Origin of the sequence: Faecalibacterium sp. Marseille-P9312 (assembly GCF_902497445.1) — a bacterium.
GTDB classification, from domain to species: Bacteria; Bacillota; Clostridia; order Oscillospirales; family Ruminococcaceae; genus Faecalibacterium; species Faecalibacterium longum.
In genome coordinates this window covers 149,139-165,673 of the sequence record NZ_CABVEW010000007.1, presented here as the reverse complement: position 1 = coordinate 165,673, position 16,535 = coordinate 149,139, and the positions used below count along the sequence as shown (strand labels likewise).

15 protein-coding genes, 1 tRNA gene and 1 rRNA gene are annotated in these 16,535 nt (G+C 60.2%); 11 read left to right on the top strand and 6 right to left on the bottom strand.

What is annotated here, in order from left to right; all coding sequences use genetic code 11:
- Positions 1-179 precede the first annotated feature (179 nt).
- A 5S ribosomal RNA gene (gene rrf, locus F3G95_RS07540) occupies positions 180-296 on the top strand.
- Between the two features lie 152 nt (positions 297-448).
- Here rrf and fba read toward each other — a convergent pair.
- On the bottom strand, positions 449-1,312 hold the full coding sequence (gene fba / locus F3G95_RS07535; RefSeq protein ID WP_149794468.1) for a class II fructose-1,6-bisphosphate aldolase: 864 nt from the start codon (positions 1,310-1,312) through the stop codon (positions 449-451).
- 844 nt (positions 1,313-2,156) lie between these two features.
- Here fba and rlmB point away from each other — a divergent pair.
- The 4 genes from rlmB (at position 2,157) to F3G95_RS07515 (ending at position 7,700) form a co-directional block, all read left to right on the top strand.
- Positions 2,157-2,963 carry a 23S rRNA (guanosine(2251)-2'-O)-methyltransferase RlmB gene (rlmB, locus tag F3G95_RS07530; RefSeq protein WP_149794467.1) on the top strand — a complete coding sequence of 269 codons (807 nt, stop codon included), beginning with the start codon at positions 2,157-2,159 and terminating at the stop codon, positions 2,961-2,963.
- 40 nt (positions 2,964-3,003) lie between these two features.
- Positions 3,004-5,718 carry a cell envelope biogenesis protein OmpA gene (locus tag F3G95_RS07525; RefSeq protein WP_149794466.1) on the top strand — a complete coding sequence of 905 codons (2,715 nt, stop codon included), beginning with the start codon at positions 3,004-3,006 and terminating at the stop codon, positions 5,716-5,718.
- A 196-nt stretch (positions 5,719-5,914) separates the two neighbouring features.
- Positions 5,915-6,454: a rubrerythrin gene (rbr, locus tag F3G95_RS07520; protein ID WP_149794465.1), complete on the top strand. Its 540-nt coding sequence runs from the start codon at positions 5,915-5,917 to the stop codon at positions 6,452-6,454.
- Positions 6,455-6,740: 286 nt separating this feature from the next.
- The gene (locus tag F3G95_RS07515; RefSeq protein WP_149794464.1) at positions 6,741-7,700 is read left to right on the top strand and encodes an Ig-like domain-containing protein; all 960 of its coding nucleotides are present in this window, start codon (positions 6,741-6,743) and stop codon (positions 7,698-7,700) included.
- Positions 7,701-7,760: 60 nt separating this feature from the next.
- Here the strand turns inward: F3G95_RS07515 and F3G95_RS07510 are convergent, their stop codons facing one another.
- From F3G95_RS07510 to F3G95_RS07500, 3 genes are read right to left on the bottom strand one after another with little or no spacing between them, the layout of a single operon-like run.
- On the bottom strand, positions 7,761-8,636 hold the full coding sequence (locus F3G95_RS07510) for a LysR family transcriptional regulator (RefSeq protein WP_149794463.1): 876 nt from the start codon (positions 8,634-8,636) through the stop codon (positions 7,761-7,763).
- A 16-nt stretch (positions 8,637-8,652) separates the two neighbouring features.
- A complete protein-coding gene (gene tsaA, locus F3G95_RS07505) occupies positions 8,653-9,348 on the bottom strand; it encodes a tRNA (N6-threonylcarbamoyladenosine(37)-N6)-methyltransferase TrmO (protein ID WP_149794462.1) in 696 nt (231 codons plus the stop codon).
- A gap of 15 nt (positions 9,349-9,363) precedes the next feature.
- Positions 9,364-9,990 (bottom strand): XRE family transcriptional regulator, encoded by a 627-nt coding sequence (locus tag F3G95_RS07500; protein ID WP_015565491.1) that lies wholly within the window; start codon positions 9,988-9,990, stop codon positions 9,364-9,366.
- Positions 9,991-10,182: 192 nt separating this feature from the next.
- Here F3G95_RS07500 and F3G95_RS07495 point away from each other — a divergent pair, with 192 nt between their 5' ends.
- Complete coding sequence (locus tag F3G95_RS07495; RefSeq protein ID WP_015565492.1) at positions 10,183-10,395, top strand: helix-turn-helix transcriptional regulator; 213 nt, start codon at positions 10,183-10,185, stop codon at positions 10,393-10,395.
- A 13-nt stretch (positions 10,396-10,408) separates the two neighbouring features.
- Positions 10,409-10,714 carry a SqdX protein gene (locus tag F3G95_RS07490; protein ID WP_149794461.1) on the top strand — a complete coding sequence of 102 codons (306 nt, stop codon included), beginning with the start codon at positions 10,409-10,411 and terminating at the stop codon, positions 10,712-10,714.
- A gap of 45 nt (positions 10,715-10,759) precedes the next feature.
- Here F3G95_RS07490 and F3G95_RS07485 read toward each other — a convergent pair whose 3' ends face one another.
- Positions 10,760-10,921, bottom strand: coding sequence for a FeoB-associated Cys-rich membrane protein (locus tag F3G95_RS07485; RefSeq protein WP_149794460.1), 162 nt, complete (start codon positions 10,919-10,921; stop codon positions 10,760-10,762).
- Between the two features lie 159 nt (positions 10,922-11,080).
- Here F3G95_RS07485 and F3G95_RS07480 point away from each other — a divergent pair.
- Both F3G95_RS07480 and F3G95_RS07475 read left to right on the top strand, forming a co-directional pair.
- A tRNA-Val gene (locus tag F3G95_RS07480) sits at positions 11,081-11,157 on the top strand.
- Positions 11,158-11,619: 462 nt separating this feature from the next.
- Entirely contained in the window at positions 11,620-12,318 is a 699-nt protein-coding gene (locus tag F3G95_RS07475; RefSeq protein ID WP_149794459.1) for a hypothetical protein, read from the top strand.
- 14 nt (positions 12,319-12,332) lie between these two features.
- On the opposite strand, the gene F3G95_RS07470 is transcribed toward F3G95_RS07475, so the two are convergent.
- Positions 12,333-13,538: an ATP-binding protein gene (locus tag F3G95_RS07470; protein ID WP_149794458.1), complete on the bottom strand. Its 1,206-nt coding sequence runs from the start codon at positions 13,536-13,538 to the stop codon at positions 12,333-12,335.
- 724 nt (positions 13,539-14,262) lie between these two features.
- Here F3G95_RS07470 and ilvB point away from each other — a divergent pair.
- Complete coding sequence (gene ilvB, locus F3G95_RS07465; protein ID WP_149794457.1) at positions 14,263-15,927, top strand: biosynthetic-type acetolactate synthase large subunit; 1,665 nt, start codon at positions 14,263-14,265, stop codon at positions 15,925-15,927.
- 15 nt (positions 15,928-15,942) lie between these two features.
- Positions 15,943-16,506: an acetolactate synthase small subunit gene (gene ilvN / locus F3G95_RS07460; protein WP_149794456.1), complete on the top strand. Its 564-nt coding sequence runs from the start codon at positions 15,943-15,945 to the stop codon at positions 16,504-16,506.
- Positions 16,507-16,535: the final 29 nt, after the last annotated feature.

The window sequence follows — 16,535 nt, the reverse complement described above, 5'->3', positions numbered from 1 at the left end:
GTGTAAGTGGAGTGATCCATTCAGCAAGCGTGTACTAATAGGTCGAGGGCTTGACCACAATTCGCTTGAGTATCTCAAGTCAACGAGAAGTAGCAGTGATTATTCAGTTTTGAAGGCACGTCCTTCTAAAAAATACTGGACAAACAGTAGACCTTATGGTATACTGAGCCAGTCATATGGTCGGTGACGATGACGGTGAGGTTCCACCTGTTCCCATTCCGAACACAGCAGTTAAGCTCACTCGTGCCCAAGATAGTTAGCTGGAAACGGCTTGTGAAAATAGGTAGTCGCCGACTTGATCAAAACGCTCTAAGAGAAATCTTAGGGCGTTTTCTTTTGTGCGAAAGCATTTATATAACCCCAAAACGGCCCCGCCGCGTTGGAGTTTTCCACGCAGCGGGGCCGATGATTTATTGGGTGGTATATCCTTTAAGAAGGAAGCTTCCGCTTAGCCCTTGCCGGCGCAGCCGAACAGCTCGATCTTTTCCTTGCACTTGGCCTCGATGGCCTTTGCGCCGGGAGCCAGCAGCTTGCGGGGGTCGAAGCCCTTGCCCTGCTGATCCTTGCCCTCTTCGATGTACTTGCGGGTAGCCTCAGCGAAGACCAGCTGGCACTCGGTGTTGATGTTGATCTTGGAGACGCCCAGGCTGATGGCCTTTGCGATCATGTCGTCGGGGATGCCGGTGCCGCCGTGCAGGACCAGAGGAATGTTATTGGTAGCCTTATGGATGCGGTCCAGAGCCTCGAAGTCCAGACCCTTCCAGTTGGCGGGGTAGACGCCGTGGATGTTGCCGATGCCGGCGGCCAGGAAGTCGATGCCCAGATCAGTGATCTTTGCGCACTCTGCGGGGTCAGCGATCTCGCCATTACCCACGACGCCGTCCTCGACGCCGCCGATGGAGCCGACCTCGGCCTCGATGCTCATGCCCTTGGAGTGTGCCAGAGCGACCAGCTCCTTGGTCTTCTCCACATTCTCCTCGATGGAGTAGTGGCTGCCGTCGAACATGATGGAGGAGAAACCGGCCTCAACGCAGGCCTTGCAGCCCTCGTAGGTGCCGTGATCCAGATGCAGAGCGACGGGAACGGTGATGCCCATGGAATCGACCATTGCATCGACCATAGCAGCGACGGTCTTGAAGCCGGTCATGTACTTGCCGGCACCCTCGGAGACACCCAGGATGACAGGACTCTTCATCTCCTCGCAGGCGGTCAGAACAGCCTTGGTCCACTCCAGGTTGTTGATGTTGAACTGAGGCACACCGTAGTGGCCGTCACGAGCTTTGATGAGCATTTCGGTTGCATTTACCAACATTATTATTACCTCCAAAAATTATCGGGGTCTGTTCGTACCCACACACCGCTTTGTGCATGGTTTAACGAAGTTGCACCCTAAGTATACCCCAAACAGCGGGTAAAATCAATCCACCGGAGAGTTTTTGTAACCAAACCGAAGCTTTCTTGGCCAGCAGTGTGCTCGAAAGACAGAGAAATAAGTGTGATGCAACATTTTATACAGGCTTCGACAACATCCGGCCAGACCGGCGGCGGAGGCACCAAAGCAGACGATTTTCAACAGGGATCCACATTCGTCAAAATGATGTTGGATAAAAAGGCAAAACAAGTGCCGCTCTGCTTCAAAATTTTGTCATAATTCTGACTTGAAAATTACAAAATGTATGAAGGGTTCTGAGCTTGTCGAGATGAGATTGTGGAAAACCTTGTGGAAAGTGTGGAATTCCACCCGGAAAACAGGCTTGAACGCTTGAGTTTTGAACTTTCTCCACAGAGTTTTCAACTTGTGGAAAAAACAGGGCGGGTATACGGATGGTAAAGCGGCCTGCCTGTGGAAAACTTTTACCACAGGCAAAAAGACGGATAACCGGCGCACAAAAGGCAACACTTCTCCCATGAGGCGCTGCCCGGGCGGGCGGCACAGAAATTTCACGGGAAGAAAAAGCGCAATTCTATGGCAAACCCCTGCCGCTTATGTTATACTTCAAGATGAGTTATAAGCGCTGTACGTCTGAAATGCGTCAGTGCCTGCCGCAAAATGCAGCTTTGCAGCGCTGCGGCCCTGAAAACTCGTTTGAAGCGATACGATGACGCCGGGCCGGAAGGGCTTTGGCGTCCTGCGATAGAAACGGAAGGAGAACTTCATGGAAGAACGCAATATGCCCCGCCGTCCCCGCCGCGAAAAGGCCGACGACCAGCCCCGGAACGAGAGCCTCGTCTACGGCAAGAACCCGGTCACAGAGCTGCTGAAGAGCGGCTCCGGCGTGGATACGGTGCTGCTGGCCGAGGGCATGGCCCCGGCTGTGGCCGCTTACTATACCGCAATGGCGAAGGAAGCCGGTGCCACCGTCAAGCGGGTACACCCCAACAAGCTGCGCCTCATGACCGGCACCGAGAGCCATCAGGGCGTGGCCGCCTTTGCCAGTGAGATCGAATACGCAACGGTGGAGGACCTGCTGGCCGCTGCCAAAGAGAAGGGCGAACCGCCCTTCCTTGTGCTGAGCGACGGCATCGAAGACCCCCACAATCTGGGCGCTGTCATGCGCTCGGCTCTGCTGTGCGGCGCTCACGGCATCGTCATCCCCAAGCGGGGCGGCGCATCCGTGACCCCCACCGTCATCAAGTCCAGCGCCGGTGCGGCTGAGCGCCTGCCCGTGGCCCGTGTGGCCAACATCGGCGAGACCATCCGCCGCCTCAAGGAGCAGGGTGTTTTCGTCTACTGCGCCGACATGGACGGCGTGTCCCTGCGCAAGAATAACCTCACCGGCCCCATTGCGCTGGTGCTGGGCAGCGAGGGCAGCGGTGTGTCGCAGCTGGTCAAGAAGCTCTGCGACGGCGTTGTGAGCCTCGATATGACCGCACAGGGTACCGGCGTGGACAGCTTCAATGTCTCGGTGGCCGCAGGCATCATCCTGTATGAGATCCAGAGCCAGCGCGCCGCACAGGGCTGAGCTGGCCCGTGCCGAACGAAACAAGGGAGGGAAGATCAGGATGCCAAAGGATGACGAGCGGAAGGAAATGACGCAGGAAGAGCTCGACGCCCGCGAAGAAAAATTCCGCACCTTTTTTACCACCAGTGTAGCCCAGGTCCCGGAGGAGATGACCCGGCGGGACGATGAGAATGAAGAAAAGCCCAAGAGCCTGCTGGGCCGGCTGTTCCGCCGTGAAAAGGGCGAACAGCAGGAAGGCGGCACACCCGAAGAGAGCCGTACCGGCGAGATACAGCTGGGCGGCGAGGAGCCGGAGGAACCCTCCGACCTGGAGCTGGTCCTGGCGCTGGAAGAGGAAGTCGCAGAGCCGAAGCCCGAGCAGCCGAAGCCAGTCGAGCCGGTCAGCGCCCCCCAGCCTGAGCCGGAAAAGCCCCAAAAGCCTGCAGGACCCCTCAAAGCGCCGGAGCCGCCTGCTCCCAAGCCGGAGAAAAAGCCGGCAGAAAAGCAGGCCGCGCCCCGGAAAAAGGCGGTCCAGTACGAGCTGCGCACCCCGCAGGAGCAGTATGAGGACCGGGAGATGCAGGCGCTCAAAGCCATGCTGTTTGGTGCAAAGCTTCCGCCGCAGGAGGAAGAGCCTCCCCAGCCGGTGAAGCACGCAGAACCGGAAAAGAGCACCCCGGAAGTTCCGGTCGTTGCAGCGAAACCGGACGCAGAAAAAGAGCCGGATGCAGTGCCGGAGAAGCCTGCCGTGCCGATGCCCGAGATGGTGTTTGCAGAAGACAAGGTGTCGAAGCCCCATGCGGCCCCGGCGATGCAGTTCTTCGGCAAGGGCGACGACGAGAAAGCGCCCGCAGCCCCGGCCCGCGCGACGCCGCCGGACAATGACGACAGCATGAGCCTGCCGCTCATGTTCCTGAACGACGGCGACGAGGCGGCTCCGGTGGAGCCGCCGCAGGAGGAAGCGCCTGCACAGTCGGCCGAAGAGGCCGGTACTGCCCCGGCTGCTCCGGAGGCTGCACCCGTCGAGGAAGCGCCTGTCGAAGAGGAAAAAACGCCCGAGACGCCGGAACAGGTGGGGGAACGGCTGCACCAGATGGGCGCGGCCCTTACATTGCGCTGTGCGCTGGGCGGCATCCTTGCACTGGTGCTGCTCCACTTCGGCCTCGCCGCAGAGGGCCTTGTCGGTCCGCTGGGCGGCCTTGACCCCGTAACTGCCCCGGCGGCCTTCTATGCCGCTGATCTGCTCTTCCTGGCGCTGGCGCTGGCGGTGGGCTGGCCCGTCGTGAGGGATGGCCTGAAGGGTCTGCGGGGCGAACGCCCCAGCATGGAGACCATGCCCGCGATGGCAGCCTGCGCTGCGCTTTTGCAGGCCGCTGTGGCTTTGCTGAACGCGCAGAACTATCAGGCGTCCAGCTTCACCCTTCTGTCCGGCATTGCGGCGCTGGGGCTGTTCCTTGCACTGCTGGGCGACCGTGTCCTTCTGGCCTCGGTCCAGGGCGGCTTCAAACTGGCGCAGGCCGGTCCGGAGCATCGCGGTGCGTTCCGTGCCAAGGACAAAGACCTTATCCGCATCCTCTCCAGGGACATGGACGAAAAAGACCCCTGGGTGCTGCTCAGCCGACCCGCTGAGTGGGACGACGCGATGGTGGAGCAGGGCTTCGGCCCCCGCGCCTGTGAGCGCCGCGCCCGTAAGACGAATTACATCCTGCTGGGTGCGGCTGTGTTGGCCGGTCTGGTCTTCTGCGTCTTTGGCGGCGGCCTCAACGGCGGTGCTGCGGCGCTGACCGCTGTGCTCTGCATGGGTTCGCCTCTGTCCTCCACCCTTATCGCAGGTTTTGCATCCCTGCGGCTGCAGCAGACTGCCGCTGCCTCGGGTGCGGTGATCCCCGGCTGGGCGGCCATCGAGGAACTGGGCGGTGTGGATACCGTTCAGGCTGACGCCGATGAGCTGTTCACCCCGGACAGTGCCATGCTCGAGGACATCCGCATCTTCAAGGGCGGACGCATCGACCGGGCTATCCTCTATTCGGCCAGCGTTCTGAGCAAGTGCTGCAACACCCTGAGCGGCCTGTTCCGCCAGATCATCGAGGACCGCACCGACATCCTCTACCCGGTCAAGGACCTGGAGGTCCATCGCGGCCTCGGTTTCTCTGCATGGTGCGACAACAACCGCATCCTCATCGGCACCCGTGCGTACATGGAAAAAGAAGAAGTTCCCCTGCCCGACGAGGAATATGAGGCCAAGCACTCCAAGAACGGCGAGCTGCAGATCCTCTATCTGGCCGTGTCCGGCAGTCTGCACGCCATGTTCGTGCTCCACTATGTGGGGGGACGGAACGCCGCCCGCGGTCTGGAACAGCTGCAAAAAGAGAATATCCAGCTGCTGGTGTCCTGTCAGGATCCCACCCTGACCGCACGACACATCACCGACGCCTACCATCTGCCCGAGGGCATGGTCGTCCTGCTGGATCAGGAGCAGTGTGCCGCACTGGGCGCTGCCACCGCCGAAGACACCGGCTCCGAAGGCTGCTGCATCCTTTGCACCAACGGCTTTGCCAGCCTGACCGGCGGTCTGCGGGCCGCAGAGCAGGCCCAGAACGCCGAGACGACCGCTACCACGGTGCAGCTGGTGTCGGTGTGGTTCTCGGTGGCCATCGCCGTCCTGCTGACCTATGCGGGCAGCGTGGGGATGCTGAGCGTGGCTGCGGTGCTGATGTATCAGGCGGCATGGAGCGCTCTCAGCATCGCCGTGTGCGCACTCAAGCAGCATAGTTGAAAAATAAATAGGAAATATTCTCAAAATAAATAGGAATAATTCTTGATTTATGCCCGAAATTCTGGTATAATACCCTCAGAGACAAGGAAGACCGATCGCACACCCGGTACCGAACAAAGCGGGCTGCGCGTAGAATAAACCAAACCGGACACAGCCCATACTGGCAGTGTCAGACTATCTGAGAGGAGAACAGATTATGGAACTCAAGGGAACCAAGACCGAGAAGAACCTGATGGAAGCTTTTGCAGGCGAGAGCATGGCCCGCAACAAGTACACCTACTTTGCAAGCGTCGCAAAGAAGGAAGGCTACGAGCAGCTGGCCGCTATCTTCGAAGAGACCGCCGGCAACGAGAAGGAACACGCCAAGCTGTGGTTCAAGGCCCTCTGCGGCGGCTCCATCCCCGACACCCTGACCTGCCTCGACATGGCAGCCAGCGGCGAGAACGAAGAGTGGACTGATATGTACCCCCGCATGGCAGCGGAGGCCAAGGAGGAGGGCTTCACCCAGCTGGCCGCTCTCTTCACGCTGGTGGGCCAGATCGAAAAGGAGCACGAGGCACGCTACCGCGCCCTTGCCGCCAACCTCAAGGAGGGCAAGGTCTTTGCCCGTGAGGAACAGCAGGTGTGGGTCTGCCGGAACTGCGGCTACACCTATATCGGCAAGTCTGCTCCCCTCAAGTGCCCGGTCTGCGCACATCCCCAGAGCTACTTTGAGCTGAAGGCCAAAAATTACTGAGTTTTTTCAGATATTCCGTCCGATGAGAGCCGCCGCACCTGTATAAAGTGCGGCGGCTCTTTTGCTGTCTGGTGAAATACAGTCTGCACGATTTGTATAAATTTGGCGGGGGTGTTTTAGTGCCTTTCACGAAAAGGTGCGCGAAATTGTGACACTTCTGGCGAAGAACTTGACCCTTCTTTTGGGTGCGTGTACAATAAACTAATAGTGAGAGGCTAATAGTGAGAGGGATTTTGTGCAGAGCACATTGCGATAAACCTTATCCAAAGGAGGGAAGTGCTACCCTATGAATAAGATCACACGGCTGGCAGCGGCGGTTGTGCTGAGCGGGCTGCTTCTGGCAGCTCCTGCTGCACAGGCGGCCCCCGCATTGCTGGGAGCATCGGCGAACTTTGAGCTGGAAGTGAACGAGATGGAGCTGGAGATCACGGCAGACGACCCCCGCCCCAAAGCCTATCTTTACACCGGCGGGCAGAGCGACTACTACTTCATCGTCTGGATGAGCAGCAACCCCACCGTGGCTTCCGTGGACGGCGATGGCCGTGTCACCGGCCGCAGCGCCGGTGAGGCCACGATCACCGCCATCACTGACCGGGGCGAGTGCGCTGCCTGCAAGGTGACTGTCCGCAAGGAGAGTGGCAATGCGGCCAGCAAAAAGCCTGCCCTCGACCACACCACCCTCAACCTCGTTATCCAGTACAACAACGCCCACCCCAGCCAGAAACTGCAGCTCATCAACACGAGCGGCTCCTTTGTCTATGCCTACCAGTGGATGAGCAGCAACCCCGAGGTGGCAACGGTGGATCCGGAGGGCCTTGTCACGGCCCAGAAGCCCGGCACCACCACCATCACGGCGCTGGCCACCAACGGTCAGGCGCTGCGCTGCGCCGTTACCGTCAACAGCGATGTCGGCAAGGTGACTCTGAATAAGCACGACCTGCTGCTCCGCACGGTGGGCAGCAAAGAGGCACTCACAGCGTCTGTCGCTGTGGAGGACGGCACGAATGTACCCATCACATGGGTCAGCAGCAATCCCGGCGTCGCTACTGTGGACGCTTCTGGTGTCGTGACTGCCGTCGCCGACGGCGAGGCAAAGATAACGGCTCTCTCGCCGGATGGACGCTTCGACAGCTGCAGCGTTTTCGTGGGCCTTGCGGCAGACAAGTACGACACGGAAGAGGACCTGGCCGAGGAACTCAAGCTTCCGGACCCCTATGTGGCGGTCCGGATGAACCGGCTGAGCTGAACCGAAAATACAAAGAGGAAGCCCCGCACTGCATCGTTCGATGTGGTGCGGGGCTTTTGCTTATTGATTTACCAGCTCAATAAAGGCTTTCATCTGGGGCGTGAGCCATTTGTCCTTGTGATAGAACAGCTGCCGGTGCATGGTGACAGTGCAGTCGGGGACATTGAGGCGGGCGATACGCCCGGCGGAGAGGGCAGGACGGACGATGTACTCGGGCAGGAAGGAGAACCCCATCCCACGCTCCACCATCTGGCAGAGCAGCGAGGCGCTGCCCAGCTCGATGTAGGGGTGGATAGACAGCCCGCGGGCGGCGAGGCGCTGGTCGAGGGCGTCACGGTAGCTCATGCCCCGCTCTGTGAGAAGAAATTCCTGTTGAGCCAGAACATCCAGCGGTACTTCGGCCTTGTCGGCCAGCGGATGCCCGGCGGGGGCCACGAAGCAGACCGGCTCCGGCACATTGACGGCCAGCGTCAGGCTGGGCAGGAGCAGAGGCTGGTCGAGGGTGTAGGCCAGGTCGATCTGGTTCGCGCTCAGCAGCCGCAGCATCTCGTCGGCGGTGGCGGTGCGGAGCACCAGCTCCACCTGCGGGCAGAGGGCGTGGAACTGCTGCAGCAGGTCGGGCAGGAAGGTGCTGCATACGGAATCGGCCAGTGCCACCCGCAGGGTGCCGCTGACGGCCCGGGCAGGCAGCAGCGCGGCCTTGGCCTGCTGGGCCGTGATGAGAAGGGTGCGGGCATAGCTCTGGAAAGTCTGGCCCGCATCGGTGAGGCGGACGGTCTTGCCCACCCGGTCAAAGAGAGGCGTACCCAGCTCTGCTTCCAGCTGGGAGATCTGGGCCGATACCGCCGACTGAGAGTAGCCCAGCTCCCGCGCAGCGCTGGAAAAGCTGTGCAGCTCGGCGATATGAAGGAAGGTGTTGATGTTTCGGAGTTCCATAACTGTCCCTCCGGCGTCAGCGGCGGTCGATGCCGGTGACGGTCAGGACCTCGCCGTCCACTTTGAAGTGGACTTCCAGCCCGCCAAACTCCATGCCGTAGACCCGCTCCGGGTCGTGCTGGTAGGAGGGACGGGGGTCGTTTTCCAGCACACCCTGCAGCGCGGCCTGCTGGACGGCAGGCACTCTGGCCCAGAGGCCGGCGTCGCAGACCATGGTCAGGTGGTGGAACTGGGTCTGTGCCGTGAAGCCTGCGGCGGCGTCCGGGTGGCAGTCGGCGTAGGGGATGTAGGGCTTGATGTCGTAGATGGGGGTGCCGTCCATCAGGTCGGCGCCCCCCACGATGAGGACGGGGCCGACGTCAGGCCGGTGCTCGATGGCTTCCAGCTGGACGCTGGACAGTCCCAGCGGATTGGGCCGGAAGGGCGAGCGGGTGGCAAATACGCCCATCCGGGTGTTGCCGCCGAGGCGGGGCGGCCGGACGGTGGGGGACCAGCTGTCCCGCACCGCGCCGGAAAACTGCCACACCAGCCAGATGTGGCTGAAATCCTCGAGGCCGCGCACGGCGTCGGCGTTGCGGTATTCGGGGGTAAAAATGACCTCGCCCCGCAGGCTGTCCACCAGCCCGCTCTGGCGCGGGATGCCGAACTTGGTGGGGAAGGCGGTGCGGATATGGGCGATGACCTTGAGGGTCATTTCTTCGGGTGCAGACATGTGGAGTCCTCCTTATTATAAGCCACGGCAGAAGCCCACGGCACGGCCCTCGATCTGAATTTCTTCCAGCTGGGGGCCTGCGAATACCATGGGCGGGCAGACGGCGGTGTTGTCGGCCAGCAGCATGACGGTCTCGCCCTGGCGGTGGAAGTGCTTGAGGGTGGCTTCCTCGCCGATGCGGACAGCGGCGATCTCGCCCTGCTCCACCTCGGGCTGGCGGCGGATGCAGACGATGTCGCCGTCGCAGATGGTGGGGGCCATGCTGCTGCCGTGGCAGGTGAGGGCGAAGTCGGCGTGCCATGCGGCGGGGACGCCGATGTAGCACTCGATGTTCTGCTCAGCGGTGATGGGGGTGCCGCAGGCGATGGAGCCTACGAGAGGCACCCGCGCCATCTCAGGCAGAGGCTCGAAACCCGGCGGAGGGCAGGGCAGGTCTGCGAGACCCATGAGCCACGCGGGTGTGGTGTCCAGAGCGGCGGCCAGCTCCTCGAGCTTGGCCCGGGGCAGGTCGTTGATGCCCTTTTCCAGCTTGGTGATGGAGGATTTGGAGCGGTAGCCCATCCGGGCGGCCAGCTCTTCCTGCGACAGGCTCAGCTGCTCCCGGCGCTGCCGGATGCGGCTGGATAAATCGGTATCGGACATATAGGGCCTCGCTTTCTCTGCGGTTTGCACGATTTTCGGTGTTCTGAGGACAGTATAGCAAAAAATTTACTATAAATCAACTTTTTAGGGACTATTTTGCGAATAATGTTGACAAATAATCAACTGAAAGATATAATACAACCAATGATTGTACTGAACACTTTGAACGCAAAACTGAAAGGAGAAACGCCTATGACCGATACCATGATGATCCGCGACTGCATCCGCAGCCAGGGCATGAAACTGGGCCATGTGGCCCATGTTCTGGGCATCACCAACAACACCCTCCGCTGTAAGCTGGAAAATGAGAGTGAATTCAAGGTGAGTGAGGCCGAAAAACTCTCGAAGATGCTGGGGATGACCGTCGAGCAGCGCGACCGCTGCTTCTTTGGCCCGGCGGGCTGAGGGGAAAAAGGGGATGGAAGCCATGACACAGGAACAGCGCCAGAAGACGAAGGAGGCCCTCAGCCGCTACGGGCAGAAAAACTGGGTCTACGGCCCCTGCAACTGGGGCTGGAAGCGGGCCATCCAGCTGGCCGAGGAGTATTACCGCGAGGCAGACCCGGGCCTGCGGGGCAGCATCCTGCAGCTGCGCTACATGGAAAGGCGGAGGCGGGAAGAGGTGATGGACAAGCTGAACATCAGTTACAGCACCTATCAGAAAGCCCACGACGACCTGCTGAGCACCATCGCGGTCTTTGCCGCCCATTACGGTGAGCTGTGACGCAAAAATGCCCCCTGACCGTCCGGTCAGGGGGCATTCGTGTGCTCAGTGTTTCTTCTCGGGGGTGTCGCAGTGCTGGTGGCAGGAAGAGCAGTTGCCTCCGCAGCCCTCGCCTTTCCAGCCGCCCTGCCGGGAGATCCACACCACCGCCAGTGCAAACAGGACAGCCAGCACCAGCAAGGTGATGATACCGCGTACAGTTATCATAAAAAAGACCTCTCTTTCGAAAGAATTCCAGCCCCAGTATACACCATCTGCCCCCGGAGAGCAACCGAAAAGCGCTGCCGGCTCAAACTTTTTTCGAAAAACGAAAATTTGGGCTTGCATTTGGGCCAACGGAGTGGTATAATAAGCACGTTCCGATTCGGAGGATTAGCTCAGCTGGTTAGAGCACCTGCATCACACGCAGGGGGTCTGGGGTTCGAGTCCCTAATTCTCCACCAAATGCAAGCCACTAACGAAAGTTAGTGGCTTTTCTTTTTATGTAATGCAGCTGATGCTAGAGTATGGAGAATTAGGGACTCGAACAGCAGCGGAGCCGACTGCAACGACGACGAGCGCCGCCAGCGGCGGAAGCAGCGAGGAGTTGTTGGGGCCGCGGCCAGCGATACGCAAGCAAGGCGCAGCGGATGCTGGGTGCCGCAACCCGTCTGCCTGCGGCGGAAACAGGGAGGCGAGGCTGGGGCCGCGTTCTGATTTTTCAAGGCCCCGCCAAGGGGCTGTGGAAAAATCAGTAAACGCAACCCGTCAAGGCGGCACACCTCAGATTCAGCTTCTGGGGGAATGTCTACCGGGGAAGCTGGATCCGGATTCTTTACAAAGAGGACTCGTATATTTTATCTGCATCTTGCCTCCCGGCAGAAAAGACGGTACAATAAAACAAAGCACAGCAGGGGGCGGGCGAGATGGAGAAACTGGAAGCGAAGCTGAAAGCAGTGGACTGGGCCGTGCGGGATGTACTGGTGGGTACCATGCGCAGCCTGCAGCAGCTGGATATTTGCCGGAAGGACTGCTTTTATTACATCCCCGCAGAGCGCCTGCAGGACAGTGATTTTCCTATCCGCTATGTGGCCCTTTACCAGTCACAGTATGTGTTCGGCGCACAGGCAGGTGTCCGGTACTACGGCGAAGTCACGAAATGCAACGCCGTCCGCCGGAGCGCGATCACAGAGGTCAGCCCCCGGAGAGGGACGGAAGGAAACCTTTATTACCGCTTCGACATCCGGGAATGGAAGCAGCTGAACCGGCCCATCGAGGCCAAAGAAACGGGCTTTGTAAGGGATTTTACCAACCTGTTCCTGCTGGAGCACAGTGTCCAGACGCCGGAACTCTGGCTCCGCACGGAAGAGGAATACCGCCTTTGTTCGGCCCTGAAGCGGGCCGTCTGGGGCGACACCATCAATGAACCGGACAACGGCCTTGCATTTGAATTCCGGGGGTTCACCGTGAGCTTTGCGGAGGGGAAAATCTTCGTCTCGGATAAGGGCCGTGCTTTTGCGCAGTATGAGATCTCGCATTTTTTGCAGGATCCCGGCGCTGTGGTCCGGGGCATCCGAAGAGAATGCCTCCGGAGGGATTCCATGAGGGAACTCTCGAAGATTTGAATCGTTCCTTTTATTTACTTCTGCACTCCTGCGGCGCACTGCTCGATGAACTGCTTGGCGACGCGGGGGCTGCGGCCTCCGGCACGGATGGCGAAGGCTTCAGCCTTGGTCAGCAGCTCGTCGTGGGGCATCTCGATGCCGTGCTGTTTGGCCAGCTCGGTGAGGATGACCTCGAACCGGGCTTTCTCGGGCCGCTGGAAGGTGACGGTGAGGCCGAACCGGGCCGAAAGGCTCATCAGCTCCTGACGGGTGTCGGCCTCGTGGATGTCGTCGCCGGTGCGGTCGGAGAGGGTCTCCTTGATGAGGTGGCGGCGGTTGGAGGTAGCGTAAACGGCGATGTTCCGGGCTCTGCCGCCCACGCTGCCCTCGAGGATGGCTTTCAGGGCCGCAAAGTTGTCGTCGTTGGCCGTGAAGCTCAAATCGTCGATGAAGAGGATGAACTTCAGTGGGTTCGCGGCCAGCTTGTCCATCAAATCGGGGATCTGATAGAGCTGGTTCTTCTTGACTTCCACGAGGCGCAGGCCGTCGGCGGCGAACTCGTTGGCGATGGCCTTGACGGTGCTGGACTTGCCCGTACCGGCGTCGCCGTAGAGCAGAACATTGTTGGCGGGCATCCCGGCCAGCAGGGCGCGGGTGTTGGCGATGACCTTCTCCCGCTCCTGCTCGTAGCCCGGCAGCTCGTCGAGGCGCTGGGGGTCGGGGTAGCGCACCGGCACCAGCTGGCCGTTCTCGACCGTGAAGACGTGGTGCTTGGCGAACATTCCGTAGCCCTTTTTGCCCACCTCGCTCATCCGCTGGGCGTAGGCGGCGTGGAGGTCGATGGCCTTCGTCTCCCACCGGGGCAGGAAAGGCAGCTTGTCGGCGGCACCGGCGGCGTCCAGAAGCTCGTCCAGCGTCAGGCTGCATAGCTGCCGCAGGAAGTCCAGCTCATTGTCCAGTGCAGTCTGCAAGACGGGCGGCACTTCGCTGACAGCCGCCTGCCGGACACAGACCGTCTCGGCTTCGAGGACGGCAGCGGAAAGGTATTCGCCAAAGTTGGTGGTGTGCTCGAAGAGAGCTGCTTCGAAGGAAGCGGCAGCGTTGCACACGGCTCCCGTGCTCTGGGGGGCAGCGGCCATCCGGTCGGTGAGGTCAACCAATTTTGCAATGACGTCATCGTCCAGCAGGGCGCGGAAGATGACCAGCCCGTGGAGCCGGGCGTTCCATTCTGTGAGGTTCATAATATCCCTTTCTATTATATAACTGGCTCTCCCTTTGGGAGAGCTGGCGCGGGAGCGCCTGAGAGGGCAAGCACTGTGCGATAAAGCTGACCGCACAGCGATAGGCAGGCTCTTTGTCAGAGTGATACGATCGCTGAGCTTGTGTGGCTTTGCCAGTGGCCTTGCCCTCTCCGTCATCGCAAGCGATGACACCTCTCCCAAAGGGAGAGGCTATGCTTTAAGTAAAGTCGGTTACTCAGAATTATACAGCGATGTAAGGCCCTGCGCAAGATGGTGTTTAATTATCTTCATGTTTGCCATGATTCACGTTACAAATCGTCGATTGACAACGGCCCGATTTATAGTATAATTGACCCAACAAATGCACAGATGGGAAAAAGTAACGCAGGATACCTGCTTTTCAGAGAGCTGCCGGACGATGCAAGGCAGCAGGCGGCCCGGCGCGGAATCCTCCCGGAGCAGCCTGCTGAAGGACGATATATGGGACGTCTGCTAAGCAGCGCCGGTGGCGGCCGTTAGAGCGCAGGGCTTTGTTGGAAGCCCGTGAGAGGGCGCGGAAAGCGTCAACGAGAGTGGTACCGCAGAGAGTTTTGGATTGATTCCAGGTCTTTGTCTCTTGGATAAGGAGACAGAGACCTTTTGTTTATCAGGTGCTGCTCCCTGAAAGCGTTGGGAAAAAAGTGTGTAAAGTGGAAATTGGAAACGGAAACAGGAGAAACTCGCCATGCAGTTGAACGGTTCTCAAATCTTTGTGGAGGTGCTCTGTGAGCAGGGGGTGGATACCCTCTTTGGCTACCCCGGCGGCGCAGTGCTGAACCTCTACGACGAGCTGTACAAAAACGCCGACCGCATCACCCATGTGCTGACCGCCCACGAGCAGGGCGCATCCCACGCGGCGGACGGCTACGCCCGTGCAACGGGCCGTACCGGCGTGGTGCTGGCCACCAGCGGCCCGGGCGCAACGAACCTCGTCACCGGCATCGCCACCGCCTATATGGACTCTGTGCCGATGGTGGCCTTCACCGGCAACGTGACCACGGCAGGTCTGGGCAAGGACGGCTTCCAGGAAGCCTACATCGAGGGCATCACGATGCCCATCACCAAGCACAACTTCACGGTGCGCCGGGTCGAAGACCTGGCCGACACCATGCGTGCGGCTTTCCGTATCGCCCAGAGCGGCCGCAAAGGGCCGGTGCTGGTGGACATCCCGAAGGATGTCACCGCTGCGGTGTGTGAGTTCACCCCGAAAAAGCCGGAGCCCATCCGCACCGTGACCACCTTCAACGAAGAGCAGGTCAAGTGGGCGGCAGACATCATCAACGGCGCACAGCGCCCGCTGGTCTACTTCGGCGGCGGCGTCCGCTCGGCGGCCAGCTGCCAGCCCCTGCGTGACCTTCTGAAAAAGGCTGAGATCCCGGCCACTTATACCCTGATGGCCGCAGGCGTCGTGCCTTACGGCGACCCGATGAACATCGGCATGGTGGGTATGCACGGCTGCTACACCTCGAACCGGGCGGTGGCCGACTGCGATGTCCTTATCGCGGTGGGTGCCCGCTTCTCCGACCGTGTGGCCCTGAACCCCAAGACCTTCGCCAAGAATGCGACCATCATCCAGATCGACATCGACGCCAGCGAGCTGGGCAAAAACGTGGATGTTGACCTTGCCATCGTGGGTGACGCCGCCTATGTGCTGAACGCCATGCTCCCGATGATCGAGGACAAGAAGCATCCCGACTGGATGAAGATGATCCACGAGTGGCAGGCACAGGATTACCACCCGGTGTCCGACGCCTCCCGCCTGATGCCTCATCAGGTCATTGGCGAGGTCTGCAACCAGTGCGGCCCCGAGGCGGTCTACGTTACCGATGTGGGCCAGCACCAGATGTGGGCGGCACAGTACATCCGCCACACCAAGAGCCGCGGCTTCATCACCAGCGGCGGCCTCGGCACCATGGGCTTCGGCTACGGCGCAGCCATCGGCGCACAGATGGCGCTGGGCCGCGACCAGCGGGTGGTCATGTTCACCGGCGACGGCTCCTTCCACATGAACCTCAACGAAGCCTGCACTGCTGTCAGCTACGAGCTGCCCATCATCACCGTCATCTTCAACAATCAGGTGCTTGGCATGGTGCGCCAGTGGCAGACCGCTTTCTATGGCAAGCGCTTCTCCCAGACCGACCCCCACCGCAAGACCAACTTCGTCAAGCTGGCCGAGGGCTTCGGCCTCAAGGGCTACCACTGCGAGAACCTGGCTCAGTTCCAGGAGGCATTCGCCGACGCTCTGAAGCAGAAAGGCCCCACCTGGATCGAATGCATGATCGACAAGGACGAAAAGGTCCTGCCCATGATCCCCGGCGGCGGCGACATCAACGACATCATCATGAAATAAGGAGGACACAGCGACATGGAATCCAATCAGCGCAGGGTCATCAGCCTGCTGGTGGACAACCAGAGCGGCGTTCTGGCCCGGGTGTCCAACCTGTTCTGCCGCAGAGGCTTCAATATCGACAGCCTGACCGTTTCGGCCACCAACGACCCCACAGTCAGCCGCATCACCGTTTCCGTCTCGGGTACCGAAAAGGAGCTCCAGCAGCTCATCCTCCAGACCGAGCGTCTGGAAGTCACCCGTCAGGTCTTCGTACTCAACGAGTCCACCGCTCTCGAGCGGGAACTGCTCCTGCTCAAGGTGGCGGCAAATGTCACCAACCGCGCAGAGCTGCGGGAGATCGCCGGCATCTATAAGGCAAAGATCATTGACCTGTCGCCCGACAGCATGGTCTTTGAGCTGACGGGCCGTCCCGAAAAAATTGACGCCTTCTTGAAGCTCATGTCGGACTATCAGATCCTGGAGCAGTGCCGCACCGGCGTCACCGCCCTCGAGCGCGGCGGGATGCATCAGCATATACAGAAGCCCGCGCAGGAGGTAAGAGAGGCACAGTTCCCGCTGCCCGGCACGAGATGCCACTGATTTACTTTTCCGCTCCCCAGTGAGCGAAA